Origin of the sequence: Acinetobacter sp. LoGeW2-3 (assembly GCF_002688565.1) — a bacterium.
GTDB lineage: Bacteria > Pseudomonadota > Gammaproteobacteria > Pseudomonadales > Moraxellaceae > Acinetobacter.
Genome location: NZ_CP024011.1, coordinates 87,682 through 105,148 on the forward strand (window position 1 = coordinate 87,682; position 17,467 = coordinate 105,148).

Annotated in this window: 16 protein-coding genes and 1 other RNA gene; 9 read left to right on the forward strand and 8 right to left on the reverse strand. The window is 38.3% G+C overall.

The window, feature by feature from the left end; translation table 11 throughout:
* Nucleotides 1–196: 196 nt before the first annotated feature.
* Together BS636_RS00450 and BS636_RS00455 are read left to right on the forward strand one after the other, a co-directional pair.
* Nucleotides 197–1,699: a phosphoethanolamine transferase gene (locus BS636_RS00450; protein ID WP_099337025.1), complete on the forward strand. Its 1,503-nt coding sequence runs from the start codon at nt 197–199 to the stop codon at nt 1,697–1,699.
* A gap of 474 nt (nt 1,700–2,173) precedes the next feature.
* Nucleotides 2,174–3,217 carry an acyltransferase family protein gene (locus BS636_RS00455; RefSeq protein ID WP_099337026.1) on the forward strand — a complete coding sequence of 348 codons (1,044 nt, stop codon included), beginning with the start codon at nt 2,174–2,176 and terminating at the stop codon, nt 3,215–3,217.
* 60 nt (nt 3,218–3,277) lie between these two features.
* On the opposite strand, the gene BS636_RS00460 is transcribed toward BS636_RS00455, so the two are convergent.
* The 5 genes from BS636_RS00460 to BS636_RS00480 form a co-directional block, all read right to left on the reverse strand.
* Nucleotides 3,278–3,868, reverse strand: a complete 591-nt coding sequence (locus BS636_RS00460; RefSeq protein ID WP_099337027.1) for a DUF4142 domain-containing protein — start codon at nt 3,866–3,868, stop codon at nt 3,278–3,280.
* A gap of 376 nt (nt 3,869–4,244) precedes the next feature.
* The gene (locus BS636_RS00465; protein WP_099337028.1) at nt 4,245–4,487 is read right to left on the reverse strand and encodes a DUF378 domain-containing protein; all 243 of its coding nucleotides are present in this window, start codon (nt 4,485–4,487) and stop codon (nt 4,245–4,247) included.
* A gap of 571 nt (nt 4,488–5,058) precedes the next feature.
* The gene (locus tag BS636_RS00470) at nt 5,059–6,015 is read right to left on the reverse strand and encodes a sensor domain-containing diguanylate cyclase (RefSeq protein WP_099337029.1); all 957 of its coding nucleotides are present in this window, start codon (nt 6,013–6,015) and stop codon (nt 5,059–5,061) included.
* A gap of 208 nt (nt 6,016–6,223) precedes the next feature.
* Nucleotides 6,224–7,558: a Xaa-Pro aminopeptidase gene (gene pepP / locus BS636_RS00475; RefSeq protein WP_099337030.1), complete on the reverse strand. Its 1,335-nt coding sequence runs from the start codon at nt 7,556–7,558 to the stop codon at nt 6,224–6,226.
* Between the two features lie 110 nt (nt 7,559–7,668).
* On the reverse strand, nt 7,669–8,304 hold the full coding sequence (locus BS636_RS00480; protein ID WP_099337031.1) for a UPF0149 family protein: 636 nt from the start codon (nt 8,302–8,304) through the stop codon (nt 7,669–7,671).
* A gap of 64 nt (nt 8,305–8,368) precedes the next feature.
* Between BS636_RS00480 and BS636_RS00485 the strand changes: the two genes are divergently transcribed.
* The 3 genes from BS636_RS00485 (at nt 8,369) to ssrS (ending at nt 9,491) form a co-directional block, all read left to right on the forward strand.
* A complete protein-coding gene (locus tag BS636_RS00485) occupies nt 8,369–8,926 on the forward strand; it encodes a hypothetical protein (RefSeq protein WP_099337032.1) in 558 nt (185 codons plus the stop codon).
* The gene (locus BS636_RS00490) at nt 8,923–9,210 is read left to right on the forward strand and encodes a cell division protein ZapA (protein ID WP_099337033.1); all 288 of its coding nucleotides are present in this window, start codon (nt 8,923–8,925) and stop codon (nt 9,208–9,210) included. Before BS636_RS00485 ends, BS636_RS00490 begins: the two co-directional genes overlap by 4 nt.
* A gap of 97 nt (nt 9,211–9,307) precedes the next feature.
* Nucleotides 9,308–9,491, forward strand: a non-coding RNA gene (ssrS, locus tag BS636_RS00495) — 6S RNA.
* Nucleotides 9,492–9,567: 76 nt separating this feature from the next.
* Here ssrS and BS636_RS00500 read toward each other — a convergent pair.
* Both BS636_RS00500 and BS636_RS00505 read right to left on the reverse strand, forming a co-directional pair.
* Nucleotides 9,568–9,951, reverse strand: a complete 384-nt coding sequence (locus tag BS636_RS00500; protein WP_228206915.1) for a hypothetical protein — start codon at nt 9,949–9,951, stop codon at nt 9,568–9,570.
* Between the two features lie 147 nt (nt 9,952–10,098).
* The gene (locus BS636_RS00505; RefSeq protein WP_099337035.1) at nt 10,099–11,349 is read right to left on the reverse strand and encodes a YncE family protein; all 1,251 of its coding nucleotides are present in this window, start codon (nt 11,347–11,349) and stop codon (nt 10,099–10,101) included.
* Between the two features lie 267 nt (nt 11,350–11,616).
* Between BS636_RS00505 and BS636_RS00510 the strand changes: the two genes are divergently transcribed.
* Together BS636_RS00510 and lon are read left to right on the forward strand one after the other, a co-directional pair.
* Nucleotides 11,617–12,207 (forward strand): 5-formyltetrahydrofolate cyclo-ligase, encoded by a 591-nt coding sequence (locus BS636_RS00510; protein ID WP_099337036.1) that lies wholly within the window; start codon nt 11,617–11,619, stop codon nt 12,205–12,207.
* A gap of 142 nt (nt 12,208–12,349) precedes the next feature.
* Nucleotides 12,350–14,776 (forward strand): endopeptidase La, encoded by a 2,427-nt coding sequence (gene lon, locus BS636_RS00515; RefSeq protein WP_099337037.1) that lies wholly within the window; start codon nt 12,350–12,352, stop codon nt 14,774–14,776.
* Nucleotides 14,777–14,836: 60 nt separating this feature from the next.
* Here the strand turns inward: lon and BS636_RS00520 are convergent, their stop codons facing one another.
* A complete protein-coding gene (locus BS636_RS00520) occupies nt 14,837–15,784 on the reverse strand; it encodes a M28 family peptidase (protein ID WP_099337038.1) in 948 nt (315 codons plus the stop codon).
* A 155-nt stretch (nt 15,785–15,939) separates the two neighbouring features.
* Here BS636_RS00520 and rlmH point away from each other — a divergent pair, with 155 nt between their 5' ends.
* Both rlmH and BS636_RS00530 read left to right on the forward strand, forming a co-directional pair.
* Nucleotides 15,940–16,422, forward strand: coding sequence for a 23S rRNA (pseudouridine(1915)-N(3))-methyltransferase RlmH (rlmH, locus tag BS636_RS00525; protein WP_017401572.1), 483 nt, complete (start codon nt 15,940–15,942; stop codon nt 16,420–16,422).
* Nucleotides 16,423–16,535: 113 nt separating this feature from the next.
* Complete coding sequence (locus BS636_RS00530) at nt 16,536–17,312, forward strand: dioxygenase (RefSeq protein ID WP_099337039.1); 777 nt, start codon at nt 16,536–16,538, stop codon at nt 17,310–17,312.
* The last annotated feature ends 155 nt before the right edge of the window (nt 17,313–17,467 follow it).

Below are 17,467 nucleotides of genomic sequence, written 5' to 3' on the forward strand. Positions count from 1 at the left end.
CAAAGCATAAGAATTTTTTTAGTATAAATTTAAAAATAGATAAACTTAGAATAAATACAACCAAAATTTAATGATATTTCATTTTAAAATTACAATATATTAGAAATTATAAAAAACGGTGTATAATCATTAGCAATGAAATAAAAACAACTAATAAAAATTATAATCTTCATTACTTTTGTAGGTACATACACTTATGGGTTTAAAAAAAATATTCTTAACAACATTTGCCATCCTAATACTTTATCTTGCATGTAAAATTATGATGATGGGGGTTGGTATACTTTCACCATGGAAACAAGCATTACTATTAATGATTTTAATCATTATATGTAGCTCTTCTAGAAAAGCTTTTTATTTTTTCATTATTCCATTAGTTTCTATTTATGCATTATATACTCCTGTTGGTCTAGTTTATGGGGAAATGACATATCAATATTTCGCCTCCATAGTTGCAACTGATTTAAGCGAGTCTTCTGAATTTTTAAAAAGCATTCCACTAAAAAATTATCTCTTAGCTTTAGTAATTGTACCTTGTGTAATAATTTATTATAAAATAATAAAAAATCAAAATATTCAATTATATAGAAACAAAACAGTTCTTATAATTTTTATTGTAATTGCTATGCTAAAACAATCCCCATTTCAATTCTTTATGGATACTAGAGCCTCAATAAATGAAACAAGTCAAGAAATTGCTTTATTTAATGCCTTAAAAGATAAGAACAGTTGGAATAAATCAAAACTAGTAGATTCTAACTATGATACTTATGTTCTTGTAATAGGCGAAAGTGCAAGAAAAGATTATTTAAATGCCTATCATTACCCAATAGAAAATACTCCTTTTATGAGTAAGGCCAATGGCATTCTTGTTGATGGTTTAACTTCTCCTGGTAATAATACTATTGCTTCTTTAAGATTGATGCTTACTCAACCTTATGATTATCAAACACCACAATATGATAGGAATTTTATAGATTTAGCTAATTCTGCTCAGATAGAAACATATTGGCTATCAAATCAAGGCTATTTGGGAAAGTATGATACTCCGGTAACAGCTATCGCACAAAAAAGTAAAAATAAATTTTTCCTTAGGACTGGTGATTCTTTATATAACGTAACAAATACCAATGATTATTTACTTTTACCTACCTTTAAAAAAGCTATTAAAAATAAAAATAAAAAGTTAATAGTTTTACATATTTATGGATCACATCCGAATCCATGTGATAGAGTTCAAGAATATCCAAAAATGTTTAAAAATATTGATCATAAGTATGAAGAAATTAACTGCTATATATCATCTATACAAAAAACAGATACTTTCTTAAAGGATGTGTACAATATTTTAAAAAATGAAGAAAAAGTAAGCAAATCAAAATTTTCAATGTTGTATTTTTCAGATCATGGATTATCAACAATAGTTAATAACAAAGTTATAAGTCTCAATGAAGGAATTAAAAAACCTTCATATCAAATTCCTTTATTTATGATTAATTCTGATTCATCTACTAGAAAAGAGTGTAAATCTTTTAAATCAGGACTAAATTTCACAAATGGTATTGCTAATTGGATAGGGATATCAAATCCTAAAGTCCCATCGTATTCTTTATTTGATTGTAAAGACGATATCAATCAGGATGAACATAAGATCTTTGTAGAAAATACTGAGGATGATCCAGCTATTATTATTTCTTAATTTCACCACTCACATAGATTAAGAAAATATTAAAAACGGAGTAAAACTCCATTTTTAATATATTTATAAAAAATTATATTTTAAATTACGATATTTTATAAATTTATTTAGATTATTTAAATAACAACCATTCCACTTTCAACCTTATCTTAATAATAATTATATAAAGAAAATATTAAAAAATATCAGACTTTAGACTTAACTCATGATATTTTATTCAACTTTATATTTCTTAATATTAAAAATTATTTATAAAGTGTGAAATATTTATAAAATATTAATATGAATTATTCAATCCCAGCAATACAAGTAATTGAAATACATAAAATAATTAAATATTTAGCACAAAATTACCCCCGATATCTTTAAGATAAAATATTAATAATATTCATGATATTTAATTGAGTTAATTTTTAAAAAAACATTTATTATGATACCTTATAAATAAAATACTCAAAGAAAATAATAACTACTATGATTTATTCAGTGCAATTTTTAAGGGGAATTGCTGCCTTAATGGTAGTAATAAGCCATGTAGCATTTAAAGGACAACAATATAATGTTGATACTCTACAATGGTATCACATAGGCGGTTCTGGGGTTGATTTGTTCTTTATCATATCCGGCTTTATTATGTGTCATACAACATATAATAAAGAGGTTAATTTTTTAAACTTTATGAAAAACAGATTCATCAGAATCATTCCTCTCTATTGGATACTAAGTTTTTTTGCATTAATCGTTTTCCTTATTTCCCCTAACCTTATAAATTCATCTGGTGGAAAAACAGGAATTATAGAATCATTCCTATTAATCCCAAATGGTAGTAAATTTTTAATTAATAACGGTTGGACCTTAAGTTTCGAGCTTTACTATTATTTTATATTTGCATTCTTTTTAATTCTCTTATTAAAAGACATCTATAGATATATTTTTATAATAATATATTTTTCAGCTGCAGTGCTTTTAGGCATAATTTTACAACCAGAATCTGATTTTCTGATTTTTATAATGAATGACCTCCTGCTTGAGTTCGCCTTAGGCGTACTAGCCTTTATTATTTTTAAAAATGTCAATCTTTCAAAATTTATTTCCCTATCTTTAATATTTATAGGAATTTTTCTATTAACTTATCAAAACTTTTATAAATTACCTGATTTCATCACTTTGAGATCATTAAAGATCGGAATCCCGATGTTTTTCATTTTTGTTGGATGTGTATCTTTAGAAAATCTCCTGATAGCAACAAAATCACTATTATTTAACTTTTTTAATCATCTTGGGGATTCCTCTTACTCTTTGTACTTGGTTCATCCTTTTGTTTTGAGTCCAGTAGCAATGGTTTTAAATAAACTACATTTGGTCAATCCCTATTTATTTAGCTTTATATTGATTACTTTCTCTATCCTTGCAGGCTCTGCTACCTATTTCATTTTAGAAAAGCGATTAATTAAATTAGGTAAAAAACAATATAATTTCCTTAAATATTTTCTCCCTATCAATAGGAAAAATTTATAAGAATTAGAAAAGCCTGACACATCACTGTCAGGCTTTTCTCATATCTTTTATTAAATCAGATTATTTCATCTTGGCAACGATATCTTCAGCCATTTGCAAATGTTTAGCCACGGCAGCACGCGTTTGTGTCAGCATTGTTTTCAGATCAGCATTTTTTGCATTTGGGATCAATTGCTTTTCAATCGTATCCAGCACTTTACGATGTACGTCAACCTGACTGGTCATATAGTCTTTATCCGGTGCTGAAGATTGGCTTAACTTTTTGACGACATTATCACTGTCTTTTTGCAGGGATGTACTAATGCTATTTGCTTGTGGTGTTAACTTCAGACTGCTTGCCAGTGTTTGAGCTTTTTTCTCATTTGCTGAATGTTCTGTAATCATCATCTGAGCATACTTACGCGCATCCTCTGTTTTCAGCTTGGGTAAAGCCGTTCTTGCCTGTTTAATCTCACCATTATTAGCGGTGCTTAAGACCTTTATCACTTGACTCTCAGTTAAATTCTGATGAGCACTATGGGCTGCTTTAGACTGAGTTTTGCTATCGTTAGTAGATTGCTGATCCATTGCCATAGTTTGAGATGCAGCAAAACCTAATACTCCACTTACTGCAACACATTTGATCATCTTTTTCATTGTCATCGCTTTCATATAGGCATCCTTCAGATTTTGTTATTTAGATAAGCCTTAATAAAGTAAGTGAGTTAGATTAATTACAGTGTAATATTTCATTAGATTTATGAGATGAATATATAAAGTGGCTATTAAGTTAAGTAAAATCTATTGAATATTGTTTTTCTATTTTAATTCCCTTTTAATAATGCCTAATCTAAGTATAGAAAATTAATATAATAAATTAAAATTAAATAAATTTCCTTTACTTTCAATCGTATTAAAAAATAAGCTGTAAATTCAAATACAATAATTCTTTCTACACAATAAAAACGGAGCATAGGCTCCGTTTTTATTTAGCAGCTAACTCACCTAGATAATGAATAAATCAATAGTGAGTTTTTATGTAGCAACTTTAGTGCATTGTTCGTGTATGAGCTTCCTGATGTACATCATGACGGCCTAATTTAGTTGCAGTATAAATTAGATAAATCGCCGACAGACCGACTAGAACATAAATAATTCGTGAAAGTGCGCTCTGCTCACCGAAGATTGCTGCGACTAAGTTAAAGTCAAATGCACCAACTAAGCCCCAATTCAAGCCACCAATAATGGCTAATGCGTAGGCGATCCAGTCTAAAGTTCCAAGTCTTCTCATGATTTTTCTCCAAGCTAATATTTGATTAATTCTCATCCAAAATTATGCGAGCTTTAGTGGAGCAAATATGTAGTCTTGATGCTAAAAATCCCTCTTCTGTGTTGATCTATGTTGAATAAATGTCATGTTATAAGCATTAAATTTTAACTAAGTTGGTTTTCTTTGAATTGTTCGCACTATACGTAAACTAAATCACATTTAAGCTTTGAATTTTGCTATTTATCTTATACAATCGATTAATTTCTAGAATTATTTATCTATTTAAAAATAATAACAGATTTGATGCGTTTCCCAATTTTACTATTCGGCTATAATTTTCTAATATTGCTTATTTAAAAGTATTTTCAGTAACTTTCATCAGTTTAATCTTTGCCTCGTCTCTTAAAACATTGCCATGAGCAGCGATCAGATTTTGTATATTTAACTCAATAAAAATACAGATAAAAAGAAGACCAAACTTTATTACAGCTTGGTCTTCATCTTTATCTTTCAAATGCTATAGCGACAGTAAAAATCAGAAGGATATATGATTCTTTTGATTTAAATCCTGGAGGTTAGGCTTTAACCACTTTTAGTTTATAAAATAGTCTGCTTCCAGCTTCGCTTTTTTCTTATGCTGATACATCTTCTTATCTGCCTCGATAAAGACTTCATGTAGATCAGTGGTTAGCTGGCGGGCTGCATAGCCAATGGCGACATGAATATGAGCAGCTGCAAATATATCAGTGAGACGACGATATAATACCGCCGCATCTTCAGCTTTGGTTTCAGGACATAAAATTGTAAATTCATCACCACCAATACGCGCAATCACATCATTGATACGCATATGTTCTACCAGAAAGTCTGCAGTACGCTGAATTAATTGATCCCCTGCATCATGTCCAAACTGGTCATTTACTAGCTTTAAATCATTCAGATCGATGCTAAAGATTGCAGCTGGTAGGCCGTAACGCTGGCAACGCCCTTCTTCAGCTTCTAACAGCTGATCCCATGCCCGACGGTTATACAGTCCAGTTAAACTGTCGGTGAGCGCTTCTACCTCATAACGTTCACGTAAACGTCTCTGCTTATTTTCCCGTAATTCACTTTGCAAAATTGAACTTAATAGACTGCCTAAAAGCGAAATTAGGCCTGCATCTTTTATAATGTCTTCTGAATGGGGCACATCATCAATAGCGCAAATGGTTCCAAACACCGAACCATCTTCATTAAACAGCGGCTCACCAATATAAGATTTAATCGATAATTTTTTATTGATTGGTGCTTTGGCATATAGCTCAATGTCACTAGAACATGGTGCTATTTTAGGAGTTTTGCCCTGTACCATGTGATAGCAGAATGAATCTGCCCAACGAAAAACCTCCCCTGGCTTAATATCATATTTTTCATTTTCAGCCTGAAGAATAATCCAATCCTCATTTTCTAAACGAGTGATCATCCATAGGCCAAAACCAAAGTGCTGATGAAGATATTGAAGTACTAATTTGCCCGCTTCTTCAAAATTGTGAAACTTTATCGTGTGCATGAACAACACTCAACAACATGAGTATTCTTGAATACTACTTAGGGAGATTTAATAGATAAATTATATAAGAGTTGGAACAAAAATATGCCGATTATTTTGAATTAAGCCAATCGGTAAAAAAGATTTATGAACCTTTAATTGATCTCTTTCGCACTCTTCTTAAAAATTAAAAAACTGGTCAGTTGACCAGTTTTTTAATTATCTGGATTTAAACAGCACGGGTTTTCGCCATCAGCACTTCAATATCTTCCACAGTTTTGACCACTTTGGCAGTTAATACCAATGGGCCATTTTTAGTTGCAACCACATCATCCTCAATACGGATGCCGATGCCACGCCATTTTGGCTCAACTGTTTCATCATCAGGTGCGATATACAAGCCCGGCTCTACAGTCACGACCATACCATCTTCATAAGGACGCCATTCGCTATCCGCCTTATAAGCACCGACATCATGCACATCCATACCTAACCAGTGGCCAGTGCCATGCATATAGAACTGACGGAAACTTTCGGTCTCGATAATTTCCTCAATATTGCCTTGCATGATGCCTAGGTCTAGCAGACCTTGAACCAGAATTCGCACTGCGACATTGTGGGGTTCTTTATATGAGTTGCCGATTTGCACTGCATTAATCGCAGCAATCTGCGCATCTAGAACGATGTTATAAAGCGCTTTCTGTTCAGGGCTGAATTTACCATTCACCGGGAAAGTACGAGTAATGTCAGATGCATAGAACTGATATTCACATGCAGCATCAATCAGCACCAGATCACCATCTTTCAGTTCTTTGTCATTTTCCACATAGTGCAGGATGCAGGCATTTTCACCACCACCAACAATACTGTTATAAGAAGGTACGCAGCCATTTTTGCCAAAGACATAATTCAGCTCTGCTTCCAGTGCATATTCCATCATACCCGGACGCACAGTCTGCATTGCACGTGTATGCGCTTCAGCAGAAATATCAGAAGCAATCTGCATCAGTTCAATTTCATTGGCATCTTTATGCAGACGCATTTCATCAACAATACGATCTAACTGAATAATCTGAGCGGGTGCAGATTTTCCTTTACGGCTTTCGCCACTGGCTTGTGTAATCCATTTCGCTACACGCGCATCAAACTCTGCACTATGACCGACACGGTAGAACAGCTTGTCCTTGTTTTGCAATTTTTCCAGAATTTCTTCATCCAGCAGATCAATGGCATAAGCTTCATCCGCTTCATAGTCATCCACAGCACCATCAACACCAGCACGGTAACCGTTCCAGATTTCCATCTCGCGGTCGCGCTCACGACAGAATAGACTATAAGTATAGCCTTCTTCTTCAGTGTCAAAAGTTTCAATGACTGCCACAGCTTCGGGTTCAGCAAAGCCTGTTAAATAGAAGAAACTACTATCAGCACGATATTTATAATCAGCATCACGGTTACGCAGTGCCACTGGACTGGTGGCGATAATTGCAATACTGCGTAGTCCCATTTCCCCGGCGAGGATGTCACGACGTTCCTGAAATTCTGCTTGTGTCAGTTTCTTCATTGGCCCTTACTTCTTATCTGAATGCTATTCTTGAATAGGATTTGATGGATCGGTATAAATCAGGTGATTACCCAATTTATACCGGATTTTAAAAGCTAAATGATCATGCTTCAGCTTGGACGGTTCGGTGAGAAAATCTCAACCACCGATTGTGGCTGAGTTGGATCTTTAGCTTCAGCTTTCACTTTATTTGTAAAACGTTTCAAAAGAGGTGTTTCCTCTACTTCAACTTTTTTACGACCGACTGACAAGCTCACCGGAATCAGACGTACAAATTCGTACAATTCCAGATAGCTTTCCTCACCTTCGGCATCATCATCAGAATCTTCAAATTCAACTGCTGCAACATCTTGTAAATGTTCAATCAGTTCCATTTCATCATCACGGATATGACCCGTTGCCAGACCAAAACCGAGCACTACGCCGGCACACCAGTCTGCCAGTGCTTGTACACGTTCTGCCAGACTATGTTCATCATCTGGAAGTAATGGAAGGTAGTCCAGCTCATCTTCAGAAAGTGAGTGGAACACGTCTTCCGCTTCACCCGTCAACAGTTCCAGCGCTTCAGCATCCAGTTCTGGTACATCTAAAGTTTCCAGGATCTGTAGCCATTCTTCGCTACTTGGCGCCTGAGTCACACAAACAATACCGGTGAGCAAACCATGTAGTTCGCTTGGGCTGGAAATTTCCTCAATTGAAGAAAAATTGCGGTGCCAATCTGACCAACCTGAAATATCGTCTTGCATTCGTTTATCCAATCTCTATACTGCTTATATATTACCTTTGTTTGCAATACTGTGCGACCTCGATATGTTAGAAGAATTACAGCGTCTACAAGTGCATATTGGCGTTTTGAAAACGCGCCTTGCACATCTGGAGAGCGAAAACTCCAGCCTGCGTGAAGAGCAGGACTCCTCAGTGAGTCAACATCAAGCCGAAATCAGTCAAAAAAACAGCATTATTAGCCAAAAACAACAAGAAAATGACAGCTTAACTGAACAGTTAGCTGAATCTCGTTCACAATATCAACAGCTTAATAATGATGCAGCTGCACTCGCAGACCGTTATGGCCGCCTGGAAAAAAGCTGCACTGATCTGAAAAATCGTTTTCAGGAAATTCTGGCTGAGCGTAATGAATTGCGTGCTTTGAAAGAAAAACTGCTAAATGAACAGCAACAGGCACATCAGGAAATTCAGCGTCTGCATCAGGAAACTGAGCGGCTGACTCAGAAGAATGAACATGCCAAAGCTAAAGTTGAAGCGATTATTCAGCGTCTGGCAATTCTAGGCACAGCTCAGGATCATCATGCACAGGAAATTCAACAATTGGCCCATCCGACTGAAACCACTGAGGAGGCGTCAACATGAGCGAACAGATTGCCATTGATTTAAGAGTGATTGGGCATAGTTTCCGTCTAGCCTCCACAGCGGATCAGCGTGAGGAACTTGAACGTGCAGCGCAATTACTGAATGACAAATACGAGGAATTCCGTCGTAAAGCACCACGTATGGAGCCAAGTAAGTTGATCATTATGGTGGCATTAGAGCTGATGCAGGAAGTATTGAGCATGAATAAATCTCTGCAACAGTACGCTCACTGCGAACGTTTGTTACAAACTATTTTAGAGGAAGTTGAGGAACTGACTGAATAAACAGATTTTTTGTTTAAACTTCATCCGATCAATGGTGAAGTTTACAGTTCCAACACAGCATAGAGTTGCCACGTAAACATTATCGTTTATACTAAGTCTAACTCTGGGATGTTCGCCAGCGGGTCTATTCCCCTGCCGATACTAACACCTATGGGTGTGGTCTGTATATTTAGAGTGTATGCCCATCTTCGTATGGGAAACCCAGCAAGTATACGTCGCATCCTCCTTGAACTCATCGGGTTCAGGGTAACGACACATGCAGCGGCATCTTCGGAGTGTTTTATTTTTTTAGAATATGAGCATCTCTATTCTTCGCAATATTATAAAAATAATCTCCTTTTTAAAGTTTAGCCTTATTTATTCAATTCTATCTATCAGCTTGATTTCACGTGCCAATTCCATCTCCATTTCAGGCAATACTTTTTGCAAGAATTCAATTGTCGCGCTTGCCTCTTGTACTGAAATTACTTTTACCTTTACTAGTTGTCGCAGGGTTTCTAGCATTTTACTGACTTCTCTTAGGTCTGGCTGTTTGCCTTGACTAAGATGATTCGAGATTTCTGCCAACTGCATATAGAGAGCATCACGTTTCTGTATGAACTGCTGATTTTGTTGTGCAAATTTTTGCTCATTTTCAAGAATAGAAGCTGGACTCTGCAGCTGTGATTCTGTTTGAATTAATACAGCATGATCATTCGAACTATAGTGTTCTGTTGTTGAAATATCATTTTCATCATTCATGAGCAGAAACATCAGCGCTAGCCCACTGAATAAGATCATCACAATCCCGATTATTATATTTTTATTGTGATTAAGCATTTCGCATTTGTCCTAGAATTCATCTTAAAACAGTAGAGCCCCCCCCTACTGTTTTAGACTTTTTTATTTTTATGGGGTAGACCAGTCTTTAGGTGCATAACCAATACGAACCCGTTGCGGGTGATTACCTACTGGTACACTCATCACTTTATTGCCTGTGGCAAAATCAATCACTGTCACCACATCGGTTTCGCTTTCAGATATCACGCAATTTTTTCCATCTGGACTTACGGTAGCCCAATATGGTTTACCAGCTGAGATTAGAGGGCCTTCTTTTAAAGTTTTAATATCGACAATGGTGGCATAATCGTCCATTGTGCCCGCAACACAGAGTTTTTGACCATCGCCACTCATCGAAAGTCCGTGATGACGTGAATCATTTACCCATTTAGTACGATCACTTGGAATAGTTTTGCTGCCTGGCAGCTGGCCAATACGGGTAATTTTGTCCTGATTCAAATCATATTCAATCAGGCCATTAAAGAATGAGACTTGCGCGTAGATTTTACTTTCATCCTTGCTCAAAACCATGGGACGTACTGAATTGGATAAATCCTTGCGTCCAAATTTATCCAAAGCTGGTCGGAAATCAATTTTCTTTAGAACCTTAAAGGTATTTGCATCAGCAATGGTGATCAAACGTTTACCTTTGGTGAAGTCCTGCCATTGAGCATCCATGGAGGTTTCGACATTACCGATCGCAGAATTCAGAATTTTATTGCCGCTATTGAAGAAAATATTTTCATGGGGTTTATCCCCTGTCGCGAACTGTCCCAATTCTTTGCCAGTATTAATATCCAAAACATGCACCACATTACCCGAAGATGCAGAAACAGCCAGGCGCTGCCCATCTGGTGAAACTGCCATATGATCTGCCCGGAAGCCTTCAACTGGTGTACGCCAATTGATTTTGCCGGTTTTGATATTAATCGATACCACATCGGCAAAACTTGGACGTGAAGCCACCACAGACTGCCCATCTGGGGTGGAATACATATCATCTACCAGCTGATCATTGCCCTCACCCGCTGTGGCCTGAATATAGGTATAGGCAATCAGTTTGATTGGATTCAGATGGATTTCGAGTAGGCGTTCTTTACGATCTGGAATCATATTAATTACACCTATTTTGCCAAAGTCACCAGATGGGCGAATTACTGTGACTGTACCATCCCAGTTATTACCGACGAAAAAGACTTGTTGGGTGTTTGGAGGTGCAGGTTGATTTGCTGTAGCAGCATAACCTGATGCTGAAGCCAGTACAGCACAACCACAAACGAGTTGTATAAACCGTGTCAAAGGTTTGATTTTTTTATTCATACCATTCAATCCTGAATTATTTTTTATTTATTCTTAGTTGAGAGTTTGCTCTATTCAGCTATGGGCAAACTTCAAGGTATTCCAATATACAAAGGTATTTGAGATGGTGGGAAAGTTTCCGATGAGGACCTATTAGATTCACCTCATCATAAAAATGGTCTATGAAAATTTATCTGATCTCCTCTTAAATATTTATTCGACATTTTTTACTTTTCCCTCTTCCTGCCTTAGACTTAGGTTCAGCACCATCTAACGTTTAGATAATTTATGCATACGACTGTTCAGGAACTTCGAAAACATATCCGCCAAGCCCGTCGTCGTATTTCCCGATTTGAACAAAAAAAGTCCGCTCAGCAAGTATTGAATCTTCTCAGGACGAATCCACAATTTATCCATTCACAGCATATCGGCCTCTATTTAGATGCTTTTGGTGAGATTCAAACGCAAAAAATCATTGAGTATTGCTTTTCAGTCGGTAAAAAAGTCTATTTGCCGGTGATCTGTAACATGAACCAGCAACTAGAATGGGTTCGCATTAATCAACATCAGTACCGTAACAAGCTTTTTTTTCATCATCGTTTAGGCATGCGTGAGCCAATGCAAGCTCGTGGTTTACATGTTTCAAAACTTGATTTGTTAATCATGCCCCTACTGGTTTGTGACTATCAGGGAACCCGGATTGGCATGGGCGGTGGTTACTATGACCGCACCTTAGCTACGGCGTATAAAAAACCCTATCGTCTTGGTTTGGCACATGATTTGCAACTTGTAGAAACACCATTATATCGGGAGAAATGGGATCAGCCTTTGGACGCACTTTTAACCCCTACTCGCTTGCTGCGTTTTAAACGTTTGTAAATTGAATAGCTAACTAAGTTACTTTTAAATCAAATAATTAGTCAATAATTATACAATTTCATCTGAACGGCCCTTGTAATTTTAAAAATACCCATCACTATAAAATACATGGCAACATCGTTGTCACTCATTAGGAGTGCCCATGTCTGAAATTATTATGAATGAAGAAAGCTTTGAGCCTCAGGTTCCAAGTGTATTACCACTTTTAGCGCTACGTGATGTGGTCGTATATCCACACATGCAAATCGCGTTATTTGTCGGTCGTGAAAAATCGATCAATGCAGTTGATGTGGCTCGTAACAGTGACAATCTAGTATTTGTAGTTGCGCAAAAAGATTCGCTTACAGAAGAAATTGATCACGATAACTTATATCAATACGGTACTGTCGCGAAGATTGTGCAAGTTGTGAATCATGAAAATGATGAAAACTGTATTAAGGTTCTCATCGAAGGCCTATATCGTGCCAAATTAACTAAAATCATTGATGATACTGAATATCTGACTGCTGAACATGAGCTGAGTCCGATCACAGTCAAGATGGACCAAGACACACAGGATACTCGTGTTGAAGAACTGCGTGCGCTATTTGCTCAATATGCAGAAGCAAAATTACGTAATGCGCGTGAGTTGATTGCCGCTGCCAATAAAATTGAAGACTTGCTTCAATTATTGTTCTTTGTTGCAACTCGTGTGCCGCTGAACATTGAAATCAAGCAAAAATTCCTTGAGCACGATGAGTTTGAAGCTCATCTGACTGAACTCATGACGTATTTACTGCAACAGTCTGAAGAACAACAGATTGAGCAAACCCTGCATGATTCAGTAAAACGCCAGATGGAAAAAAATCAGCGTGAATATTTCCTGAATGAAAAAATGAAGGTAATTCAACGCGAACTTTCTGACCTGAACGGTGGTGCAGAAGATGACGTGGCTGAAATTGAAAAACGTCTGGCTGAAGCAGACCTGCCTGAACATGTACGTAAGAAAGCAGAAGCAGAGTTCCGTAAGCTAAAAGCAATGCAGCCTGCTTCAAGTGAAGCTGCTGTTGTTCGCAACTATCTTGAAGTGATTCTGGATACACCTTGGAACAAGGCGAGCAAAGTCAGCATTAACCTGAACAAGGCGCAGGAAATTCTGGATGCGGATCACTACGGTCTGGACGATGTTAAAGATCGTATTGTGGAATATCTGGCAGTTCAGTCACGTGTGAAAAAACTGCGTGGCCCGATCCTGTGTCTGGTAGGTCCTCCAGGTGTAGGTAAAACCTCACTCGGTGAATCTGTTGCTAAAGCCACTGGCCGTGAGTTCGTGCGTATGGCCCTCGGGGGTGTACGTGATGAAGCTGAAATCCGTGGTCACCGTCGTACTTATATCGGTGCGATGCCAGGTAAAATCGTGCAGTCTTTGACAAAAGTTGGCGTGAAAAATCCACTGTTCTTGCTCGACGAAATCGACAAGATGGCTCAGGACTACCGTGGTGATCCTGCTTCTGCCCTGCTTGAAGTACTCGATCCATCACAGAACAGCAAGTTCAATGATCACTACTTAGATCTTGATCTGGACCTTTCTGAAGTGATGTTCATCTGTACTGCCAACAGCATGAATATTCCAGAGGCCCTATTGGACCGTATGGAAGTGATTCGTCTACCGGGTTATACCGAAGATGAAAAAGTGAATATTGCTGAACGTTACCTTGTTCCGAAAGCAATCAAAAACAATGGTCTGCGTAGCAAAGAATTGACGATTCATGAAGAAGCGATTCGCGACATCGTACAGCGTTATACCCGTGAAGCTGGTGTGCGTAATCTAGAACGTGAAGTTTCTAAAATTGCCCGTAAAGTAGTGAAAGAAGCGGTTAGCAAGAAAGCGAAAAATCTTCAGCTTGAAGTGAATTCAGCTAACCTGCCTGAGTACTTGGGTCCTCACAAATTTGACTTTGGCATGGCTGAAGAAGAAGCTGAAGTGGGTCGCGTGAATGGTCTGGCTTGGACTTCGGTGGGTGGTGAGTTACTGACCATTGAAGTTGCAGCTGTTCCAGGTAAAGGTAAATTCATTACTACCGGTTCTCTCGGTGATGTAATGAAGGAATCGATTACTGCTGCAATGACTGTGGTTCGTACCCGTGCAGCTGAACTGGGTATCGAAGCTTCACGCTTTGAAGAAACCGATGTTCACGTACATTTACCTGAAGGTGCAACACCGAAAGATGGTCCATCTGCTGGTCTGGCACTGACGACTGCTCTGGTATCTGCATTCACAGGTATTGCGATTCGTCCTGATATCGCGATGACAGGTGAAACCAGCCTACGTGGTCGTGCAATGCGTATCGGTGGCCTAAAGGAAAAACTGCTTGCTGCTCACCGCGGTGGAATCAAGCTGGTATTTATCCCCCAAGACAACGTACGTGACCTGTCTGAAATTCCTGAAAATGTGAAGGAAGGACTAGAAATCAAAGCTGTAAAATCGATTGATGAAGTTTTACCGTTGGCATTGACTTCTATGCCAAAAGCATTGGTCAAAACGCCGATTGTAAAAGCAACTGATGAAGGTAAAGCAGCACGTCACTAAGTGACCTGCTTTAAAAAACCCTGCTCTGGCAGGGTTTTTTATTGTCTCTATATTTAGGCGTTATGGACTTAGTACGGTTTGTACCAAGCCATCTATTACATAGGTCATTTTTTTCAGATCCAGTTTATCCAAGGTGTCCTGCTCAGTATTGTAATAAGGATAACGATAATGTGCCGTATCACTGATCAGTACAGTGGGAAAGTTCTGTTTGGCATAACTCAGATAACCTGAATAATCCAGTCCCTGCATAAAGGTAGGAATAATAAAGCGCTCGCATTCCAGACGTTGATGCATCTGCATAGCATCACAGAATCGTCCTGTCAGTCCAACTGAACCCAAATGCCCAATACTGGCAATATAATTGGCATGTCGAGGATAGAGCCATTTTAAAGTTGCCGGATAGCTCTGCACCAGATTTTCATCATAGTAACCAATCGAATCCAGCACGAAGACACCATACACTTTTTGTTTTTGCTTTCTTAATGACTTTGCATGAATCGCACTGCCCATATGTTCAGTATTGAGATACGGTGGTTCTTCCAGTCCATAGAAAACAAACTCGATATTATTTTTCAGTTTGGATTTTTGTATCGCCAACAGTCGCGCTGTTTCCAGCACGCCGACTACGCCCGAAGCATTATTATTTGCCCCGAGATGATTGGCAAAAACATCATAGTGCGCACCGATGACGATTTTATCTTTTGCTCTGACATTCAGCTGGCACACTAGATTGCGATAGCCCTGACTATTTACAATATAGCTCTGAAACTGACATGGAATGCCAAAGCGGCGCATCTGCTCTTTCAACCAGGCGGATACCCGATTCAGCTCAGCCGTATTCTTGTGATTTCTAAACTCATCCACATTCAAGATCTGACTAAAATAAAGCTCGAGATTCTTGACTTGAGCGTTACCGGCTGGATTGGCCCAAGCCCAGTTAGGGAAGATCAGGGAAAGGCTGATCAGTAAACCCACACAACTTTTTCTTAAAATAGCTACAATCCGCATTTGTTATTATTTCCATGATATTTTCAAGCGGAAACTTGAACTCTGAATATTTATGCAGCAGCACTTTTTCTAATTCAATTTCAATTTGTTTCTATACTCAACTTCGTGTTGTTTCATCGTTATAATGAGCCTATCCTGAACAACATGATGTCTGTATGAAAATCCGTATTCTGACCATTGGTCAAAAAATGCCAGCCTGGGTACTCACTGGTTTTGAAGATTACTTCAAGCGCATACAGCCATTTGTTCAAACGCAAATTATTGAACTGCCGATGGCGAAACGTGGTAAGAATGATTCAGAAGCCGACATCCTGAAATATCGTAATATCGAAGGTGACAGCATCCTGAATGCACTCAAGCCCAATGAAACCCTGATTGCACTTGAAGTCGGTGGCCGTGAATTCAGTACCGAAAAACTGGCTGAAACCATGAAAGGCTGGATGCTGGAAGGTAATGATGTGGCTTTAGCCATTGGCGGACCGGATGGTCACTCTGAAGCAGTACGTAAGGCAGCGGCTTGGCACTGGTCACTTTCCAAACTAACCTTGCCGCATCCTCTGGTCCGTGTCATGCTGATTGAACAGTTGTACCGTGCTATGAGCATTAATCACAATCATCCGTATCACCGTGCGGGTTAAGGCAGGAATTGATGATTGTTCTATTTCCGCAACGAATTGTTGAACAATCTCCCCTCCTTACTTCATATCCTTTCGTGCATTATTGAAGACATCTTCCAGATGTGGTTTGAACTATGAATTTACAAACGCTTCCCGGCCTGTTTATCTCCCATGGCTCCCCAATGCTGGCCCTTAACCCTGAACAGGTGGGTCCAGCACTGGAGCGTTTGAGTGTCAATCTGCCACGTCCAGAAGCCATCATTGTGATGTCTGCTCACTGGGAAAGTAATGCCCTGGAAGTAAATACAGGCATTCGTCCAGAAACCTGGCATGATTTCCGTGGCTTCCCACCTCAGTTATACCAGCTACGCTACCCAGCACCGGGAAGACCGGAACTGGCTGAGCAGATTCTTGGCTTACTGTCTGAAGCAGGCTTTAGTGCCTATGCCAATAATTCACGCCCACGTGATCACGGCGTATGGATGCCATTGCTGCACATGTATCCAGATGCAGATATACCGGTGGTGGAAATTTCCCTGCCGATGAACATGACTGCGCATGATATTTATAAAATTGGTCAGACGCTGGCCCCCCTACGTGAGCAGCAAGTTCTACTGATTGGTTCAGGCAGTATTACCCATAACCTGCGTGAACTAGATCGTACTGGGCAATCCAATGTTGTGCCAGAATGGGCATCGACCTTCCGTAATCATGTGGTGAGCAAACTGACTCATAGCGACTATGAAGCAGTCCTGGATTGGCCAAGCATTCCTTACTTAGAACGTAACCATCCAACACTGGAACACTTTGCGCCGATCTTCTTTTCAATGGGAACCGGCACCCGTTTCAGTCTAGTGCATAGCAGCTTTAGCATGGGTTCACTTGGTATGGATATCTACCGTTTTGACTAAAACTAAAGGTTCTAATTGAGCCTTTGTTATTTAACTTTTAGAAAATCCTCTATTTTCCTGCACACATCATTCAAAATCCATGGATACATTTTGCTACTTAAAGCTTCAGAATGTATTCATATTTTTTAAAAATGAATAGTTTAAGCTTAAGTCTG